The organism is Actinomyces sp. oral taxon 897 (assembly GCF_002999235.1).
Lineage (GTDB): Bacteria > Actinomycetota > Actinomycetes > Actinomycetales > Actinomycetaceae > Actinomyces.
Genome location: NZ_CP027236.1, coordinates 2,106,181 through 2,121,051, shown reverse-complemented (window position 1 = coordinate 2,121,051; position 14,871 = coordinate 2,106,181). Strand labels below are relative to the sequence as shown.

Here is a 14,871-nt window from a genome sequence, read left to right as displayed (position 1 = left end):
CGTGCCCTGTCTGCGTGGAGCAGCTGGGATGGTCCTGGTCCTGGCCCTGGTGGTGAAGCGCTGTGCCCCGTCTGCGTGGGCCAGCTGGCCTCCGAGGTCAGGGCGGTCCTGAGAGCTGGACCGCCTTCCGTTCTCACGGCAAACAAGTACCGTTCTCGCGAGCAATAAGTACCGTTCTCACGACGAATAAGTACCGTTCTCACGGAAGGAGCGGGGGCGAGGACGGGGGCGGGGGTGGTGGTGCAGGGTCTGGACCGCGCGCTCCAGGCGGTCCAGGGCCGCGTCCAGGGTGGCCCGGGGGCAGGCCACGTTCATGCGGGTGAAGCCCTCGCCCCCGGTCCCGAAGACGGCGCCGTCGTCGAGCCACAGGCCCGCCTGATCCAGCATGAAGGCGTCCAGCTCACCCGCCTCCAGGCCGGTGTCCGCCAGCAGGCCGGTGCAGTCCAGCCACAGCAGGTAGGTGCCCTCGCAGGGGGTGGCCGTGATACCCGGGATCCGCTCCAGGCGCCGGGCCACGTGGGCGTGGGCGCGGGCAATGTGCTCGCGCAGGGCGTCCAGCCACTCGTCCCCGCCCTCGTAGGCGGCGCGGCAGGCCACCAGCCCCAGGACGCCGGGCTGGGAGTAGCCCACGGCGTCCAGCTCGGTGCGGAAGGCGGCGCGCAGGCCGGGGTCGGCAATGAGGATATTGGCCACCTGGAGGCCGGCCAGGTTGAAGGACTTCGACGGCGAGGTGCAGCTAATGGTCCGGGCCGCCACCTGACGCCCCAGGGAGGCGAACGGGGTGGTCCGGTAGCCGGGCAGGGCCAGGTCGGCGTGGATCTCGTCGGCCACCACCGTCACCCTGTGGCGGCCGGTGACCTCGGCCAGGTCGGCCAGCTCATCGCGTGACCACACCCGACCCACCGGGTTGTGCGGGTTGCACAGGATGAGCAGGCGGGCCCCGCTGGCCTGGAGGGCCTGCTCCAGGGCCCCCAGGTCGCGGCGGTAGGCGCCGTCAGCCCCTCGCACCAGCGGCACGGACACCACGCGCCGCCCGGCACCCTCCACGACCTGGCGGAACGGGTAGTAGACGGGCTCCTCAATGACCACGCCCTCCCCGGGACCGGTGCAGGCACGTACCGCCAGGGCCAGGGCGGGCACGACGCCGGGGGTCACCACGTTCCACTCCGGGTCCACCTGCCAGTCGTAGCGGCGGGAGAACCAGTTGCGCAGGGCCCGGTCGTAGGCGGCGTCGGGCTCGGAGTAGCCGAAGATCGCGTGGCGCACCCGCCACAGCAGGGCGTTGGTCACGCAGGGGGCGGTGGCGTGGTCCATGTCCGCCACCCACAACGGCAGGGCGTCCTGGGGCCGACGTCGCCGGGCGGCGAAGTCCCACTTCAGGCTCCCCGTGCCACGGCGGTCGGCAACAAGGTCGAACTGGCTGGGGGCGTCGGGAAGGAAGGTGCCGGGGAAGGCCGTGGCGCCGGAAAGAGAGGCGCCGGGGAAGTCGGCGCCTCCCAGGGCGGCGGGTGCGGTGCCCGGGGTGCTCGGGGAGGCGGCGCTACCCGGGAGGGTAGCGGTGCCCGGGGCGGTGGTACCCGGGAGGGTGGGCGAGGTATTGCTGAGGCCGCCGTCCGGGAGGGTGGGCGCGGTGGTCAGGGGGGCGGGTGCGGTCGTGGTCATGGCGGGGCTCCTGGGGACGGTGGCGCGACGGCTACCTCATGCGTCCGGGTCGACTCGCTCCGGGCGGCCAGCTCGCTCTGGTCCTCGCTCCGACCGGAGCCGGGCCAGCTCCGGGCGGCCAGCTCCAACTTCCGGGGCGTGGACCAAGGCCAGCCCGGGACGTGGACCGGAGCCGACCCGACGTCGGCCGGAGCCAGCCCGGGACCGGCGCGGTCGGCGGGGCTGAGGTAGGGCGCCGTCAAGGTGTCTGGGGGGCGGATGAACACGGGGGCGGGCACAGGCCCCCGCGGAGTGCGACGAGCAGCACACGCGGCTCGGACTCTGACCGTATTGGGGCTACAGCGACGGCTGGCGCTGTCAGCGCATGCGCATTCGACCCACGACCGGGGTGCGCACCGTCAAAGCGCAGGTCAGAAGGGTCGAAGCAGCCATGACATCACCATACTCCCTGCCCACCGGGGTGCGCTCGGTGGCGCGCTGAGGTTCGCCTCACGGCCAACCTGTGGCCTTCGGATCCGGGATTTTTACCTCAAAGTGTGCTTGACGTGCAACAATACAGGCATGACCAGCATATCCGGCAGACCGGCATCGTCTGGACCTCGCAGGACCCTTCCTCGCGCGCACTACCGGCGCAGGGGAGGGCCCGGCAGGGGACCGGGCCGCCCCCGCACGGGCAGCGAGGACAAGCGCGAGCGCATCCTCGCTGAGGCCGTCACGATCTTCGGGACGCACGGCTACTGGGGCACCACGCTGGCCCAGGTCGCCCGGGCCGCGGAGATCTCCAAGGCCGGCCTCCTGCACCACTTCCCGAGCAAGGACGCCCTCTTCGCCGAGGTCCTCCAGCGCCGCGACGCCGAGGACGTCATCGCCTTCCTGGCCACCGAGGGGGAGGATCCCTGGATCTTCCTGGACCAGTGGCTGGACATTATGGAGCGCAACGTGCGCCACCGTGAGTTCGTGGCCGTCTACACGGCCATGACCCCCACCGTCCTGGACGCCACCCACCCGGGGCACGCCTGGATGGCGGGCCACCTGGCCGAAACCATCCGCCTCATTGAGCAGAGCTTCGAGCGGGGCAAGAGGAAGGGGCTGGTGCGCGCCGAGATGCCCTCCCGGATGGTGGCCCGCACCCTGACCGCCCTGAGCGACGGCCTCCAGATCCAGTGGCTGTGCGCCACCACGCCGGACACGGCCGCCGGTGCGGAGGTCGCCACCGGGATGGTGGAGGAGATCCGCCTGTACGTGGACACCGTCCGCGACCAGTGGAGCCTGCGGGCCTGAGGCCCGCCTACCCCTGCTCCCGCCCTAGGCCCTGGGGGCGGTTCAGCATCCCCCACAGGGCGAACCAGCGGTTCACCACCACCGGGGCCGCGAAGCTCTGGCCGTACTCAAAGGCCAGCTCTCCCGCCCGTGCCCGCGCCTCGGCGTCGGACATGAGCGCCCCCAGCGTCTCCTGGAACGCCTGGCGGTCCCCGTTGGGCACGAGGAACGCGTCAGGCCCGGCGGACATACGGATCCCCGCCGTGCAGTCGTAGGCCACCGTGGGCAGCCCCACCATGTTCGCCTCCAGGACCGACATGCCCAGGCCCTCGGCGCGTGAGGGCAGGGCGTGGATGGCGGCCCCGCGCAGCACCTTCCCAATGTCCTGGACCGTCCCGCACAGGGCGATGTCGGCCCCGCTGGCCTCGGCCTGCGCCTCCAGGGACTCCCTGGCCGGCCCGTCCCCGTAGATCCGCAGCTTCCACCCCGCCGGGGCGACGGCAGCGAAGGCCTCGATCAGGTGGTCCACCTGCTTGGCGCGGGCCAGCCTGCCCAGGTAGACCACCGTCTGGGAGGTGGCGGGGTCCGCCCGGCCCAGCAGCGGGGGCGCCGGGTCCACGAGGCACACCGCCTCCAGGCCCCAGCCCGCCAGCGCGCCGATCCCCGACGGGGTGAGCACCGAGACCACCCGGGACACCTGGGCGGCCTGACGGACCAGGTCACACTGCCTGGGCGTGAGGCTGGACATGTCCTCGTGGACCTGGGAGACCAGGATCCTGGACCTCACCCCCGCCTGGGCCAGAAGGAGCGTGGACTCCAGGCCGGCCCCTATCACCATCGTGCCCTCGTCCCAGGAGCTGGCCAGGCAGTGCATCCACACCCGGACCAGCGGCCACCACAGCGCGCCCACCACGCGGCGCACCGGCCGCAGCCCCTGCCGGGAGCGCTCGAACCCCGCCATCCTGCTGGTCAGGCGCCGACCGGGGAAGGGGTTCACGACGTGGTGGCGGTCTCGCAGGTCGTCGTCGCAGGGGCCGAAGCACCACAGATCCACCTCCAGCCCCCGCCGTCTCATCTCGGTGGCCAGCAGGTCCGTGGCCGAGACGATCCCGTTGGGCCGGTGCAGGTCGTCTATGAGGAAGACGACCCTGGTCAGAGGGGGCGGGTCGGAAGGGTACTCACGCATAGCACCAGCCTAGACTGTGACCTTGTCGTGACCGAGCTGTAACCCTGTCGTGAGGACTGCCTGGTTGCTAGGATGAGATGGCTTGAAACCACTCAAGGAGATTGTCTCGTGATCACTATCCGCCAGGCCGCCTACGGTGAGGCCACCACCGGACAGGGCACGCCGTTGAGTGTGTCGGCCCGGACCGGTGACCTCCTCGTCCTGATTACCTGCTCCCAGTTCGGCCACGTCGGACGCGACGGCGTCCCCTCAGGCTGGACCTCGGTCTACTCCGACGGCTCCACCAGCCGCAACCGCTCCGGCCTGGTCGCCTGGAGCTGGGCCACCGGCCCTGACGACGCCACCAACCTGCAGTGGTGGAGCACCAGCCCCGACAACACCTCCCGCCAGCGGGCCCTGCTGCTGGCCGTCTCCGGCGTCCTGCCCGACAGCACCCCCCAGTGCGCGGGCTGGCAGGCGGACCCCGACACACCGCCCACCACGGGCCTGGTGGTCGCCCAGGAGCACGGCACCCAGTGGGCCCCCGTCAACGCCTTCACCATTGACGGGGCCAAGGTGGTCCACCCCGGGGTGGCCAGCAACCTGTCATCCTGGTCCACGCTGCGCGCCCTGCTGACCACCAAGGGCGGCACGCTCACCCCCGGCACCGAGGGCTCCACCTGCGCCTGGACCTCCATCGCCCTCCAGCCCGCCCCGGAGACCCAGGCCGCCGGGCAGCAGAAGACCACCTCGGTGGTCGTCGTCGGCTCCGACGGCCAGCGCACCCCCGCCACCCCCCAGAACGTCTCCCCCTCCGCCCCGGCCACCGTCTCGGGCCTGCTGACCCGCTCCACCCCCTGGCTGGTGGCCCACCGGGGCGGCAGCGCCAACTGGCCCGAGATGAGCCTGAAGGCCTACACCGAGAGCGTGTCGCGCGGTGTGGAGGCCCTGGAGCTCTCCTTCACCCTGACCTCCGACGGCGTCGCCGCCGCCCTGCACGACCAGACCCTGCAGCGGGTGGACCCCACCGCCCCCGACACCCCGGTGGGCTCCATGACCTGGGAGCAGGTGCGCCAGTACCACACCGTGGGCGAGCCCATTATCTGCCTCCAGGACCTCCAGGCCGCCTTCGGCCAGGACCACGTGCTGTTCATCGACCCCAAGTACAGCGCCGCCCAGCACGCCACCTACCTTCCGTGGCTGGACCCCGAGCGCACGATCCTGAAGTTCTCCGGGGACGCCGCCTGGCTGGCCGACATCTGGAGGCGCCAGGGCTTCACCACCTGGGGCTACATGTACGCCGACTCCATCGACGACGGCCGGGCCGAGGCCTGGGCACGACACTGGGACCTGATTGGGGTACCCTGGGACGCTCCCGAGAGCACCTGGGCCAAGGCCGCGACCTACGGCAAGCCGATCCTGGGCCACATCTGCCCCAGCCAGGCGGCCCTGGACGCCTGCATCGGGCACGGCGCCGTGGGCGCCATGTGCTCGGCCGTGGACGGCCTGGTCCGGCCATGACGTCCCCGCACCCACACAGAAGGATCCCCCATGCTGAGTAGACGCACCTTCCTCGCCGTCAGCGCGAGCCTGCCCGCCCTGGCCCTGGCCGGGACCGCGGCGGCGCAGGAGCCCGCCGCACTGCCCGCAGCGGTCGGTGCCGACTCCCCGGACACGGTACCCGTCGAGGTGGGGCCGGTCGTGCGCCACGAGGACCTCATCGTGGTGCGGGTGGCCGCCCCCACCGCGCAGGCCTCCCTGCTGACCAGCGGCGGCGCCTTCAAGACCGACGGCTCCTCCCTCAAGGCCGACGGCGTCCGCCTGGTGTCGGTCAGCCGCGGGGCCGCCCTGGCCCCCCAGGACCGCACCGCGACCCGGGCGCAGGGCTCGGCCCCCCAGGACATGACGGAGGCCTTCGTCGTCTTCGCCGCCCTGGAGGGAAACGACCCCGTCCAGGTGCTGCTACCGGGCTGGGGCCTCATCCCCGACGTCCCCTTGCTCAGCGAGCAGGACGCCGGCCTGTCCGTCACCGTCAGCTGATCCCGGAGAACCGCCACCCATGGAACCAGACCGCATTCTTGCGGCTCTCCGTAAGCACATTATCCTCGTCACCGCCCACGCGCTCATGGGAGCCCTGCTGGGGTTCGGCCTGGGCTCCTTCCTGCCCCGGCAGTACACCTCCACCACCAGTGTCCTGGTCTACACCTCGCAGAACGACGGCTCCCAGGGCCTGACCGGCTCCGCGGCGCTGACCAGCACCATTATGCCGACCCTCATTGAGCTGGGTAACTCCCGCAGCGTGGCCGCGGAGGTGGCCCGCAGCACCGGGGCGGACCCGGGCCGGGTGGCAGGGGCCATCTCCCTGACCAACCCGGTCGGCACCCTCCTCATTGAGATCCGTGCCACCGCCACCGCCGCAGACCTGGCCCACGACCTGGCGGCCGCGGAGGTCGACGCGCTCGGCAAGCGCGTGGGCAAGATGTCCCTCAAGGCGGGGGAGGACAACTCCCCCCTGGCCCTGACCTCGGTGGACGACCCCACCGTGCCCACCCACTCGGGAGGCACCTCCCGCCTGACCACCGCCTTCCTGGGGCTGGCCGCGGGGCTGCTCATTGGTGCCGGGTTCGCCGTCGGGCTGGACGCGCGCGCCACCCGGCGGGCCGTCGCCTCCCTGTCCGCCCCAGGGCGGTCATGACCTCAGCCGCTGTAGCGGTCGCCAGCTCGGAGCGGGTCACCAGCCGCGAGCAGAAGGTCGCGATCTTCGCCCTCATGGTCGTGGTCGGGACGCGCTCCCTGGTCGGCCTGCCCGGGGGGCTGCGCCTGGGAGACTGCCTGGCCATCGCGATCCTGCCCCTGACCTGGTCGGCGATCAGGCACTCGCGGGTCTTTACCCGCCTGACCCTCCTGTGCGTCACGGCCGCGGCCACCGGCATGGTCATGTCCGTGCTCGTCGACACCAGCTTCCGGGTCTTCCCCGCCCAGCGGCGCTCGGTGCTCCTGGGGGTCATCGCCCTGCCCTGCGTGGCCGCCGCGGTGGCCTGGGGGGCGCGCCGGATCGGCCTGAACGCCGTCGCCGTGGCCATTGGCACCAGCATGCTCCTGGACGTCCTGCCGCAGCTCGGCAACCCCGGTGCCTGGAAGGTGGGGGTGGTTCCCGCCGTCACGGCCCTGGTCCTGGCGCTGGTGGCCAACCGGGGGCGTGCCGTCCAGGCCGTGGCACCGGTGGTGCTGGGGCTGCTCTTCGTGCTCAACGACGCCCGGGCGGCCTCCGGGTTCCTGCTCATTGTGCTGCTGGTGGTCCTGTGGCACGGGGGCCCCGAGCGGGTCCAGGCCCCCAGCAGGCACCCCCACCGGCAGATGGCCCTGCGCCTGGTCGCGGTGGTCGTCACCCTGGCCCTGGCCGCCTACGGGGTCATCCTGGCCTCCTCCGCCGGGGTCCTGGGGGAGGAGGCCCAGAAGCGGACCGTGGCCCAGTCCTCGGAGACCACCGGCGTCCTGCTGGCCGCCCGCCCCGAGCTGGGCGCCTCCTGGAACCTGTTCCTGCACCGTCCCTGGGGCTACGGCGCCGGGGTGGGGCCCCGCTACAAGGACGTGCGGGTGGCCATGGAGGGCATGGCCTCCCTGGGGTACGACCCGGAGAACAACTACGTCCTGCACTACATGTTCGGGCACGGCTTCGAGCTGCACTCGGGCATTGCGGACATGTGGACCGCCTGCTCCCTGCCCGGGGCGCTGCTGGTGATCGTGCTCGTCATAATGTCCCTGGGGGTCCTCCTGCGTGACCTGGGCTCGGCCCGGGTCCACCCCTGGCTGGTCTACGCCGTGCTCATGGTGATTATGAACGCCGCCGTCGGCCCCTGGGTGGTCCTGGGCCCCTACCTGGCCCTGACCCTGGGGGCGGCCTTCGTGCCCGCCATACCGCCGCTGCGCCCGCGCTACCTGCTCACCTCAGCGCTGTCCATACTCGCGGTGTCCCGGGCGGTCGAGCGCCGCGTCGAGCATGCCCCGTCCCCGGGCCAGGAGGCGGGCGCCCCGGGCCCGACGACGCAGCCCGCCCCCGAGCCCGCCCGCCGCCGCCGCGCCGCCCGCCAGGATCCGGGCCCCGCCGCCTAGGGCGGCCCGGACCCGGACCCGTGCCGGAGAGCCGCCCAGGGCCAGCTCCACGCGCACCGCGGTGGCCGCGTGGGAGCGCTGCCGACGCAGGATCCAGGCGTGGTCCAGGCGTGAGGCCGGGACGTGGTCGCGCACCCGTGCCTCGTCGCACCACAGGATGGTGCCCCCTGCCGCCGTGAGCTGGCGGGTGAAGAGGGTGTCCTCCCCGCCGGTGGCACCGAAGTCCGCATCAAAGCGCAGCCCGTGCTCGCGCACGAAGCCCAGGTCCAGCAGCAGGCAGTTGGAGGCGGCCACCGGCCGGCGGGTGCCCGTGGGCCAGGTCCGGCGCACGAAGAACCCCCCCTGGCGCACCCACTCGTCGGGCTCGACCTCGTAGTCCGGCACCACCAGGCCCGCCACCGCCTGGCAGCCCGTGCGCGCACGCAGCCCCACCAGGGCCGCCAGCCAGCCAGGCTCGGGCTCCTCGTCGTCGTCGATAAAGACCAGCAGGTCGTGGGCGCGGGCCTCGTCCAGCGCCCGGTTGCGCACCGCCGCCACCCCCGGGACCTGCTCCACCACGTAGCGCACCGGTCCACCGGTGGCCTGGGCGCGGGCGCTGGCGGCGGGGTCGTTGTCCACCACCAGGACCTCGACGTCGGCCACGCCCCGCAGGTCGGGGATCTGGCCGAGCACGCCGCGCAGGGCCCGCGCCAGGTCCGTCGGACGCCGGTAGGTGGGCACGGCCACCAGGACCCGTACGGGGCCGTGGGCGGAGGGGCCGGCGGCGGCGCGCGGGGACGGGGTGCCGCCAGGGGGGAGCGGGGCGTGACCGGGCCGGAAGGAGCCGGGAGGAGCCGGGCTGGCGGCCGGGCCGGGCCGGGTGCCAGGCCGGGTCGGGCCAGCGGCGGCGTGCGGGGCCGGGGTGTCGGGACCGGCGTGCGGGGCCGAGGAAGCGGGCCGGGCAGGGGACTGGGTGCGGGGTCCGGAGCCGGTGCCCGCGGGGCGCCGACGGGCCTTGCCGCTCATGAGATCCCTCACGCGAAAGGCGTGGGGGGATCGCCCGTACTCGTGCACGCGCCCGCCCAGGGCCCCCACCACCATGCCGACCCCGCCCCAGGCGGAGACCTCGTGGCGGGCCCAGGCCGCCACGTCCCCGCGGGCCCGCCCCACCAGGGCGCGAGGCCAGTCCCGCCCCACCCGGCCCACCCCCTTGAGGGCGTAGAGGGCGCGCAGCCGCGCACGCGAGCCCGAGGCCGTGTCCAGCCGCACGCTCACCCAGGACGAGCCCGCTCGCAGCGAGCGTCGCAGCACCCAGGGGCGCCGGGCCCGCCCCTCGGGCACGATCTTGGTCACCACGGCGTCGGCGGCGAAGCGGATGGTGCCGCCGGCCTGACTCAGCTGGCGGGTGAACAGGGAGTCCTCCCCGCCGCTGAGCCCGTACCGGGGGTCGAAACGCAGGCCCATCCGGCGTACCGCGCCCAGGTCCAGCAGCAGGTTGCCGGTGTCCGCGCTGGTCACGACGCCGCCGTCGGGCGCCTGCCAGGAGTCGAAGGCGCCGCTGTGCCTCACCCACGCGCTGGCCGGGCGGGTGAAGCGCGGTGGCGTCGGGCCGGTCACCGCCTCGCAGCCCAGGCGCTCGTGGGCGTCCAGCAGGGCCTCCAGCCAGCCGGGCCCGGGCTCCTCGTCGTCGTCGATAAAGACTAGCAGGTCATCCCCGGACTCCTCCAGGGCGCGGTTGCGTCCGGCCACGATCCCGGGGACGGGCTCGTGGACGTAGCGCAGCACGACGCCCTGCTCCCGGGCCCGTTCCTGCGCGGCCCGCACCACCGGGGCCGCCTGGCCCGAGGGGTCGTTGTCCACCACCAGGACCCGCGTGGGGACCGGTGAGCGGCCCGCCTGGTCCAGCAGCGCCGGCAGCACCGCCGCTAGTAGGGTGTTGCGCTGGTAGGTGAGCATCGCGATGGTGGCATGCTGGGTCTCCACGGTCCCTCCCTCCCGGGCCCGGCCCCACGGCACCACACGGTGTCAAGTGCCACGGCGGGAGGGCCCGCGTCTATAGCAACCAAGGATAGAAGGAGCGCCCGCACATGGACGAGATGGAGGTTCGCGCCCGGCAGCGCGCTGCACTGAGGCGCTCTGCCATTATCGTGGTGGCCTACAACTCCTCCGATCTCCTGTCACGCAACCTGGGTGCCGTCTCCACCCAGGCCCCTGAGTCGCTGGTGGTCGTGGTGGACAACTCTACCGACGAGCTGGAGCAGAGGCGTATGCGCAACCTGACCCGCTCCCGCGGCTGGGACCTGGTGGCGCCGCTCAGCAACGTCGGCTTCGGCGGCGGGATGAACCGGGGCATGGAGTACGCCCGCGCCAAGGGGGCCACGATCCTGGTGCTGCTCAACCCCGACGCCACCATCTCGCGCCAGGATCTGGGCAACCTGCTCATTGTGGTGGCGGAGTCCCCCATGACCATGGTCTCCCCGCTCATGACCAACACCTACGGCACGGTGGTCGCCGACGGCACGACCCTGTGCCTGGGCGACGGCACCATGCGCTCGCGCCGCTCCAAGCGGCCGATCCCCCCGGGCGGGACCTCCTACTGGATCTCGGGCGCCTGCCTGGTCCTGAGCACCGAGCTGCTGGACCTGGTGGGCGGCTTTGACGAGCGCTACTTCCTGTACTGGGAGGACGTGGACCTGTGCACCCGCGTCCTGGAGGTCGGCGGGGAGCTGAGGGTGGTGCGCGACTCCCTGGCCACCCACGACGAGGGCGCCACCCACGCCACCCCCGACCAGGGTATGCGGGCCAAGTCGGACACCTACTACTACTACAACGTGCGCAACCGCCTGCTCTACGCCGCCCTGAACCTGGACCGCCAGACCCAGAACCGGTGGCTGCGCACCGCACTGGGTGCCGGCTGGGAGATCGTCATGCGCGGGGGCGCCCGCCAGCTCCTCATTACCCCCCGCCCCCTGCTGACGGCCCTCAAGGCCACCTGGGACGGCTACCGCCTGCTGCGCAAGGGGCGCGCCGGGACCCTTCCGGATCCCGACGCGCCCCTGCCGCGCAAGGGGGCTCAGGTGGTCAAGAGCCCTTCCTGACCACGATCGAGTCCACCAGGACCTTGGCCTTCTCGGCGGCCCCCGCCGAGGCCGACAGGTAGGTGCTCAGGCCGACCGTCCCGGGCTTGTTCAGGCTGGCCTCGCCGTCCGTGGTGTCCACGCCCCAGGCCTCGGGCTCGGTGGCGCCGGTCCACAGCTTGGCCCGCACCGTGGTGGTCTCGGCCCCGTCCAGGACCAGGCGCAGGTGGAGGGTGTCACCGGGGGTGTAGGCGCCCTCCAGGGACGCCGTCCCCAGGACCGTCTCCTTGCCCTTGATCACCTTGGAGACCGTCAGCTGGGTGCCGTCCTTGGAGAACCGGACGGAGGCCTGGTAGCGCCCGGCGGCGGTCTGGCGTCCCGCGTAGGTGACGTAGGCGCCGTTACCGCCGGGGACGGCGTCCAGGGACAGGTCCACGGTGGCGTCGGTCGAGGTGGAGTCCACCACAGGGCTGTGGATGGAGGTGGAGGCCTTGGGGGCGGGCATATTGATGACGCCGTGGGAGGAGTCCGTCGAGAAGCTGGTGGCGGACCAGTCCACCGTCCAGTCCCCGCCGTACTCGGTGCTGCCCCAGCCGCGCTCGGTGGTGCGGGAGAAGGTGTCCTTGAGCAGCACGCCCGGCTCGGGCGGCTCGGGGTTGGGCTTACCGGGCTTGTCCGGCTTGGGCGCCTCGGCGCCGGTGCCCAGGGCGTAGTGGGCGGCCACGGCGTCGGCGCTCAGGGCGGAGCCGTACACGGCCACCTCGTCCACGGTGCCGGTGAAGTAGTCGTTGGAGGGCTTGCCCGCCAGGCCCGAGGCGCTGTCCCCGGCCAGGCGCCAGTAGCCGCTGAAGGACTGCGCGGTGGTCATGGTGGCGTCCTGGGCCGCGACCTTGCCGTCCACGTAGAGCACGCTGCCCGCCGTGGGGCTCAGCGTGGCCACCACGTGGTGCCAGCGCCCGTCGTTGTAGGACTTGTCCGTGGTCAGGGTGGTGACCTTGCCGGGGTAGGTCATAAAGCTCAGGGTGCCGTTGTTACGCATGTAGATGACGCGGTCCCTGTTCTTGGAGGCGCCGGAGGCGGAGGAGCCGTAGCCCAGGAGGGGTCCCCGGAGGTGGTCTCCGTCTTGAACCACAGCTCGGTGGAGAAGGTGGTGGGCGCCGGTGCCGCCTTGGAGGTGCTGGCGTGGCCGTCGGAGAACCACGTCGAGCGGAAGGACACGGCCTTGCCCGAGGGCAGCAGGGAGGCGGCGCCGCGCTGGACGCCCTTGGAGGACAGGTTCATGGGGCTGCTGCCCACCAGGTCCTCGGAGGCGGCCTTGGAGTCGTCCAGGGGCCAGTAGTTCACCGCCCCGTCCCGTACCACCTGGGAACCGTACTCCGACAGGGCCTGGCCGTTGGTGGCGGTCACCTTGACCCAGTCCGAGCGGGTACTGGCCCCCCACTGGTCCTTGACCACCACCACGTAGCGGTGGGTGGAGCCGGGGTCGACCGTGTCGATCGCGGAGAGCTGGGTGCGGGCCCAGGGCAGGGAGGAGACGGTCTGGGAGGACACCGGGGTGCCGTCCAGGGAGTCGCGGTAGACCTCGTAGGTCAGGTACTCGTCGTCGCGGTCCCAGTTGGTGGAGAAGGACAGGGTCACCACGCCGGCGCGCGGGGAGGAGGCCGAGACCTTGTAGGCCCCGCCCTTGTCCATGGGGCCCTCCTGGTTGGGGGCGATGTCACGCCGGGCAAAGCGGGCCAGGCCCTGCTGGGGCTTGCGGTTGACGGCCACGAACTCCCCGCCGTAGACCACGTAGTCCTGGTTGCCCTCCACCGTCCAGGTGGCCTGTGCGGCGGAGGTGTAGTTGCCCACGGTGAACTCGGGGTAGAAGTTGAGCACCGTGGGGGCCGGGTGCCCGCCGAAGTCCACGTAGGTCTTGGCCGTGTTGGTCTTGACCTTGCCGGTGGCGGCGTTGGTGATGGCGGTGCCGTGGCGCAGGCCGGTCTTGTCCGGGAAGCCCCCGATGTTGGAGCAGTCGTGGGCGTGGCTGGAGATGTAGACGACGTCGGCGGTGGGGAACATGTCGTAGGAGTCACCGTGGCAGTCGGCCAGGTAGTCCGCGTCGCCGGAGGTCCAGCTGGCCCGGAACACGCCCTCGTAGGTCCCCTGGTTCTCCTTGTACCAGTAGGCGCCCCCGTACAGGCCCTTGGAGTCGGCCACCAGCGACATAATGCCCGCCTGGCGCCCGGCGTTGCGGACGTACTTGTTGACGTTGTTCTTGCGCAGGGAGCCGTTGGGCTCCAGGATGGCCAGGCCGAAGCCGGGGTTGGTCGAGCCGTTGACCGAGGTGAAGTTACCGCCGATGGCCACCGCCCCCGAGGCCTGGTCCACCGCCAGGGCCCGTACGAAGTGGTCGGGGATGCGGGCCGAGAAGGAGGTCACCTTGTGGGTGGCCAGGTTGACGGCGGCCACGCGCTGGCGCCGGGTGCCGTTGACCTCGGTGAAGGAGCCCGCCAGGTAGAGGGTGGAGCCGTCAGGGGACAGGTCCAGGTCCATGACCGCGGCGTTGGTGCCCGCCCGCAGGGGGGCGCGGGTTCCGTCGGAGGCCCGGATGGCGGCCAGGCGGTAGGCGTTGGCGCCGTTGACCTTGGTGAAGGTGCCCCCGATGTACAGCACGGAACCGTCCTTGGACGCCTTGATGGCGCTGACGGTGCCGTTGGCCTTGGGGGCCCAGTCCAGGAGCTCGCCGGTGGTGATATCATAGGCCAGGGCGCCCGCGCGGGGCACCTCCTTGGTGCCGGGGGCGGCCCCGGCGGGGCGGGCCTTGGAGAAGTCCCCGACGGCGTAGACCGTGTTGCCCACGACCTCCTGGTCCCACACGACGCCGTTGATCTGCGGGGTCGGCAGGGAGTCGGCCGAGACGGTCTGGTCGGCTGCCTGGCCGGCCACCTCCGTGTCCGCCCGCGCTGGTGGGGGAGACACGGCCAGGACCCCCGTCAGTGTGAGAAGGGACACCAGCCCTGCGCACAGGGCGGTCAAGGAAAGTCGGCGGCGGGGATGAGGGCTCACGGTCGCTCCGGTACTCATGGGGTGGATGAGGAACAGGTGGGAGTGGCGGAGAGGGCGGTGCTCTTCGCACAATGCGTTCAAGTGTACTCCCTATATAACAGGTGGTCAGCGCCAGATGACGAGGGAGCGCGGCGGCTGCGCATCCGGCGGGGCGGAAGCCACCTGTAAGCAGGGCCTGAGCGAATCCTTAGGCAGGGCCCGGGCAGGACCTGGGTGCCTGCCGGGCGAGCGCCGAGTGCCTGTCAGGCGACTTTCAGACGAGTATCAGGCGAGCACCAGGTACCTGTCAGGCAAGTCTGTGCGCATTCTACTGCGGCGCCCAGGGGGGCGCCTCCGCGCTCGCGGGCCCGGCCCTGCACCACGGGGCCCGTGACCTCGCTGCTGGGGGCACCTCCGCGCTCGCGGGCCCGGTGCTCGGTGGCAGGCCGTCCCTGGGAGGCGCCCTGGGGTCAGCCGCCACTGGGGCTGGTCGTCCTGGGAGGCGCTAGAGGGTGCCACGCGATGACGCTGCCAGCGCTCATGAGGGCAGCCGTCCCCGCCAGGCGCCAGAGGACGCCGGGGGCCAGC

Annotated in this window: 10 protein-coding genes; 5 read left to right on the top strand and 5 right to left on the bottom strand. The window is 72.3% G+C overall.

What is annotated here, in order from left to right; genetic code table 11:
• Positions 1-177: 177 nt before the first annotated feature.
• A complete protein-coding gene (locus C3V41_RS08515) occupies positions 178-1,662 on the bottom strand; it encodes a MalY/PatB family protein (protein WP_106109914.1) in 1,485 nt (494 codons plus the stop codon).
• 561 nt (positions 1,663-2,223) lie between these two features.
• On the opposite strand from C3V41_RS08515, the gene C3V41_RS08510 reads away from it, so the two are divergent.
• The gene (locus C3V41_RS08510) at positions 2,224-2,943 is read left to right on the top strand and encodes a TetR/AcrR family transcriptional regulator (protein WP_106109913.1); all 720 of its coding nucleotides are present in this window, start codon (positions 2,224-2,226) and stop codon (positions 2,941-2,943) included.
• A 7-nt stretch (positions 2,944-2,950) separates the two neighbouring features.
• On the opposite strand, the gene C3V41_RS08505 is transcribed toward C3V41_RS08510, so the two are convergent.
• Positions 2,951-4,108 (bottom strand): glycosyltransferase, encoded by a 1,158-nt coding sequence (locus tag C3V41_RS08505; RefSeq protein WP_106109912.1) that lies wholly within the window; start codon positions 4,106-4,108, stop codon positions 2,951-2,953.
• 108 nt (positions 4,109-4,216) lie between these two features.
• Between C3V41_RS08505 and C3V41_RS08500 the strand changes: the two genes are divergently transcribed.
• The 3 genes from C3V41_RS08500 to C3V41_RS08490 are packed head-to-tail and all read left to right on the top strand — an operon-like array spanning position 4,217 to position 6,782.
• Entirely contained in the window at positions 4,217-5,608 is a 1,392-nt protein-coding gene (locus C3V41_RS08500) for a glycerophosphodiester phosphodiesterase (protein WP_106109911.1), read from the top strand.
• A gap of 30 nt (positions 5,609-5,638) precedes the next feature.
• A complete protein-coding gene (locus C3V41_RS08495) occupies positions 5,639-6,127 on the top strand; it encodes a hypothetical protein (protein ID WP_106109910.1) in 489 nt (162 codons plus the stop codon).
• 19 nt (positions 6,128-6,146) lie between these two features.
• Positions 6,147-6,782 (top strand): Wzz/FepE/Etk N-terminal domain-containing protein, encoded by a 636-nt coding sequence (locus C3V41_RS08490; protein WP_106109909.1) that lies wholly within the window; start codon positions 6,147-6,149, stop codon positions 6,780-6,782.
• Between the two features lie 1,253 nt (positions 6,783-8,035).
• Here C3V41_RS08490 and C3V41_RS14415 read toward each other — a convergent pair.
• The gene (locus C3V41_RS14415; protein ID WP_368033254.1) at positions 8,036-10,162 is read right to left on the bottom strand and encodes a glycosyltransferase; all 2,127 of its coding nucleotides are present in this window, start codon (positions 10,160-10,162) and stop codon (positions 8,036-8,038) included.
• Positions 10,163-10,266: 104 nt separating this feature from the next.
• Here C3V41_RS14415 and C3V41_RS08470 point away from each other — a divergent pair, with 104 nt between their 5' ends.
• The gene (locus C3V41_RS08470) at positions 10,267-11,277 is read left to right on the top strand and encodes a glycosyltransferase family 2 protein (RefSeq protein ID WP_106109907.1); all 1,011 of its coding nucleotides are present in this window, start codon (positions 10,267-10,269) and stop codon (positions 11,275-11,277) included.
• On the opposite strand, the gene C3V41_RS14410 is transcribed toward C3V41_RS08470, so the two are convergent.
• Entirely contained in the window at positions 11,261-12,295 is a 1,035-nt protein-coding gene (locus C3V41_RS14410; RefSeq protein WP_254423540.1) for a LamG domain-containing protein, read from the bottom strand. The two genes, C3V41_RS08470 and C3V41_RS14410, sit on opposite strands and share 17 nt — an antisense overlap.
• The gene (locus tag C3V41_RS14405; protein WP_254423539.1) at positions 12,274-14,250 is read right to left on the bottom strand and encodes a hypothetical protein; all 1,977 of its coding nucleotides are present in this window, start codon (positions 14,248-14,250) and stop codon (positions 12,274-12,276) included. Before C3V41_RS14405 ends, C3V41_RS14410 begins: the two co-directional genes overlap by 22 nt.
• Between the last annotated feature and the right edge of the window lie 621 nt (positions 14,251-14,871).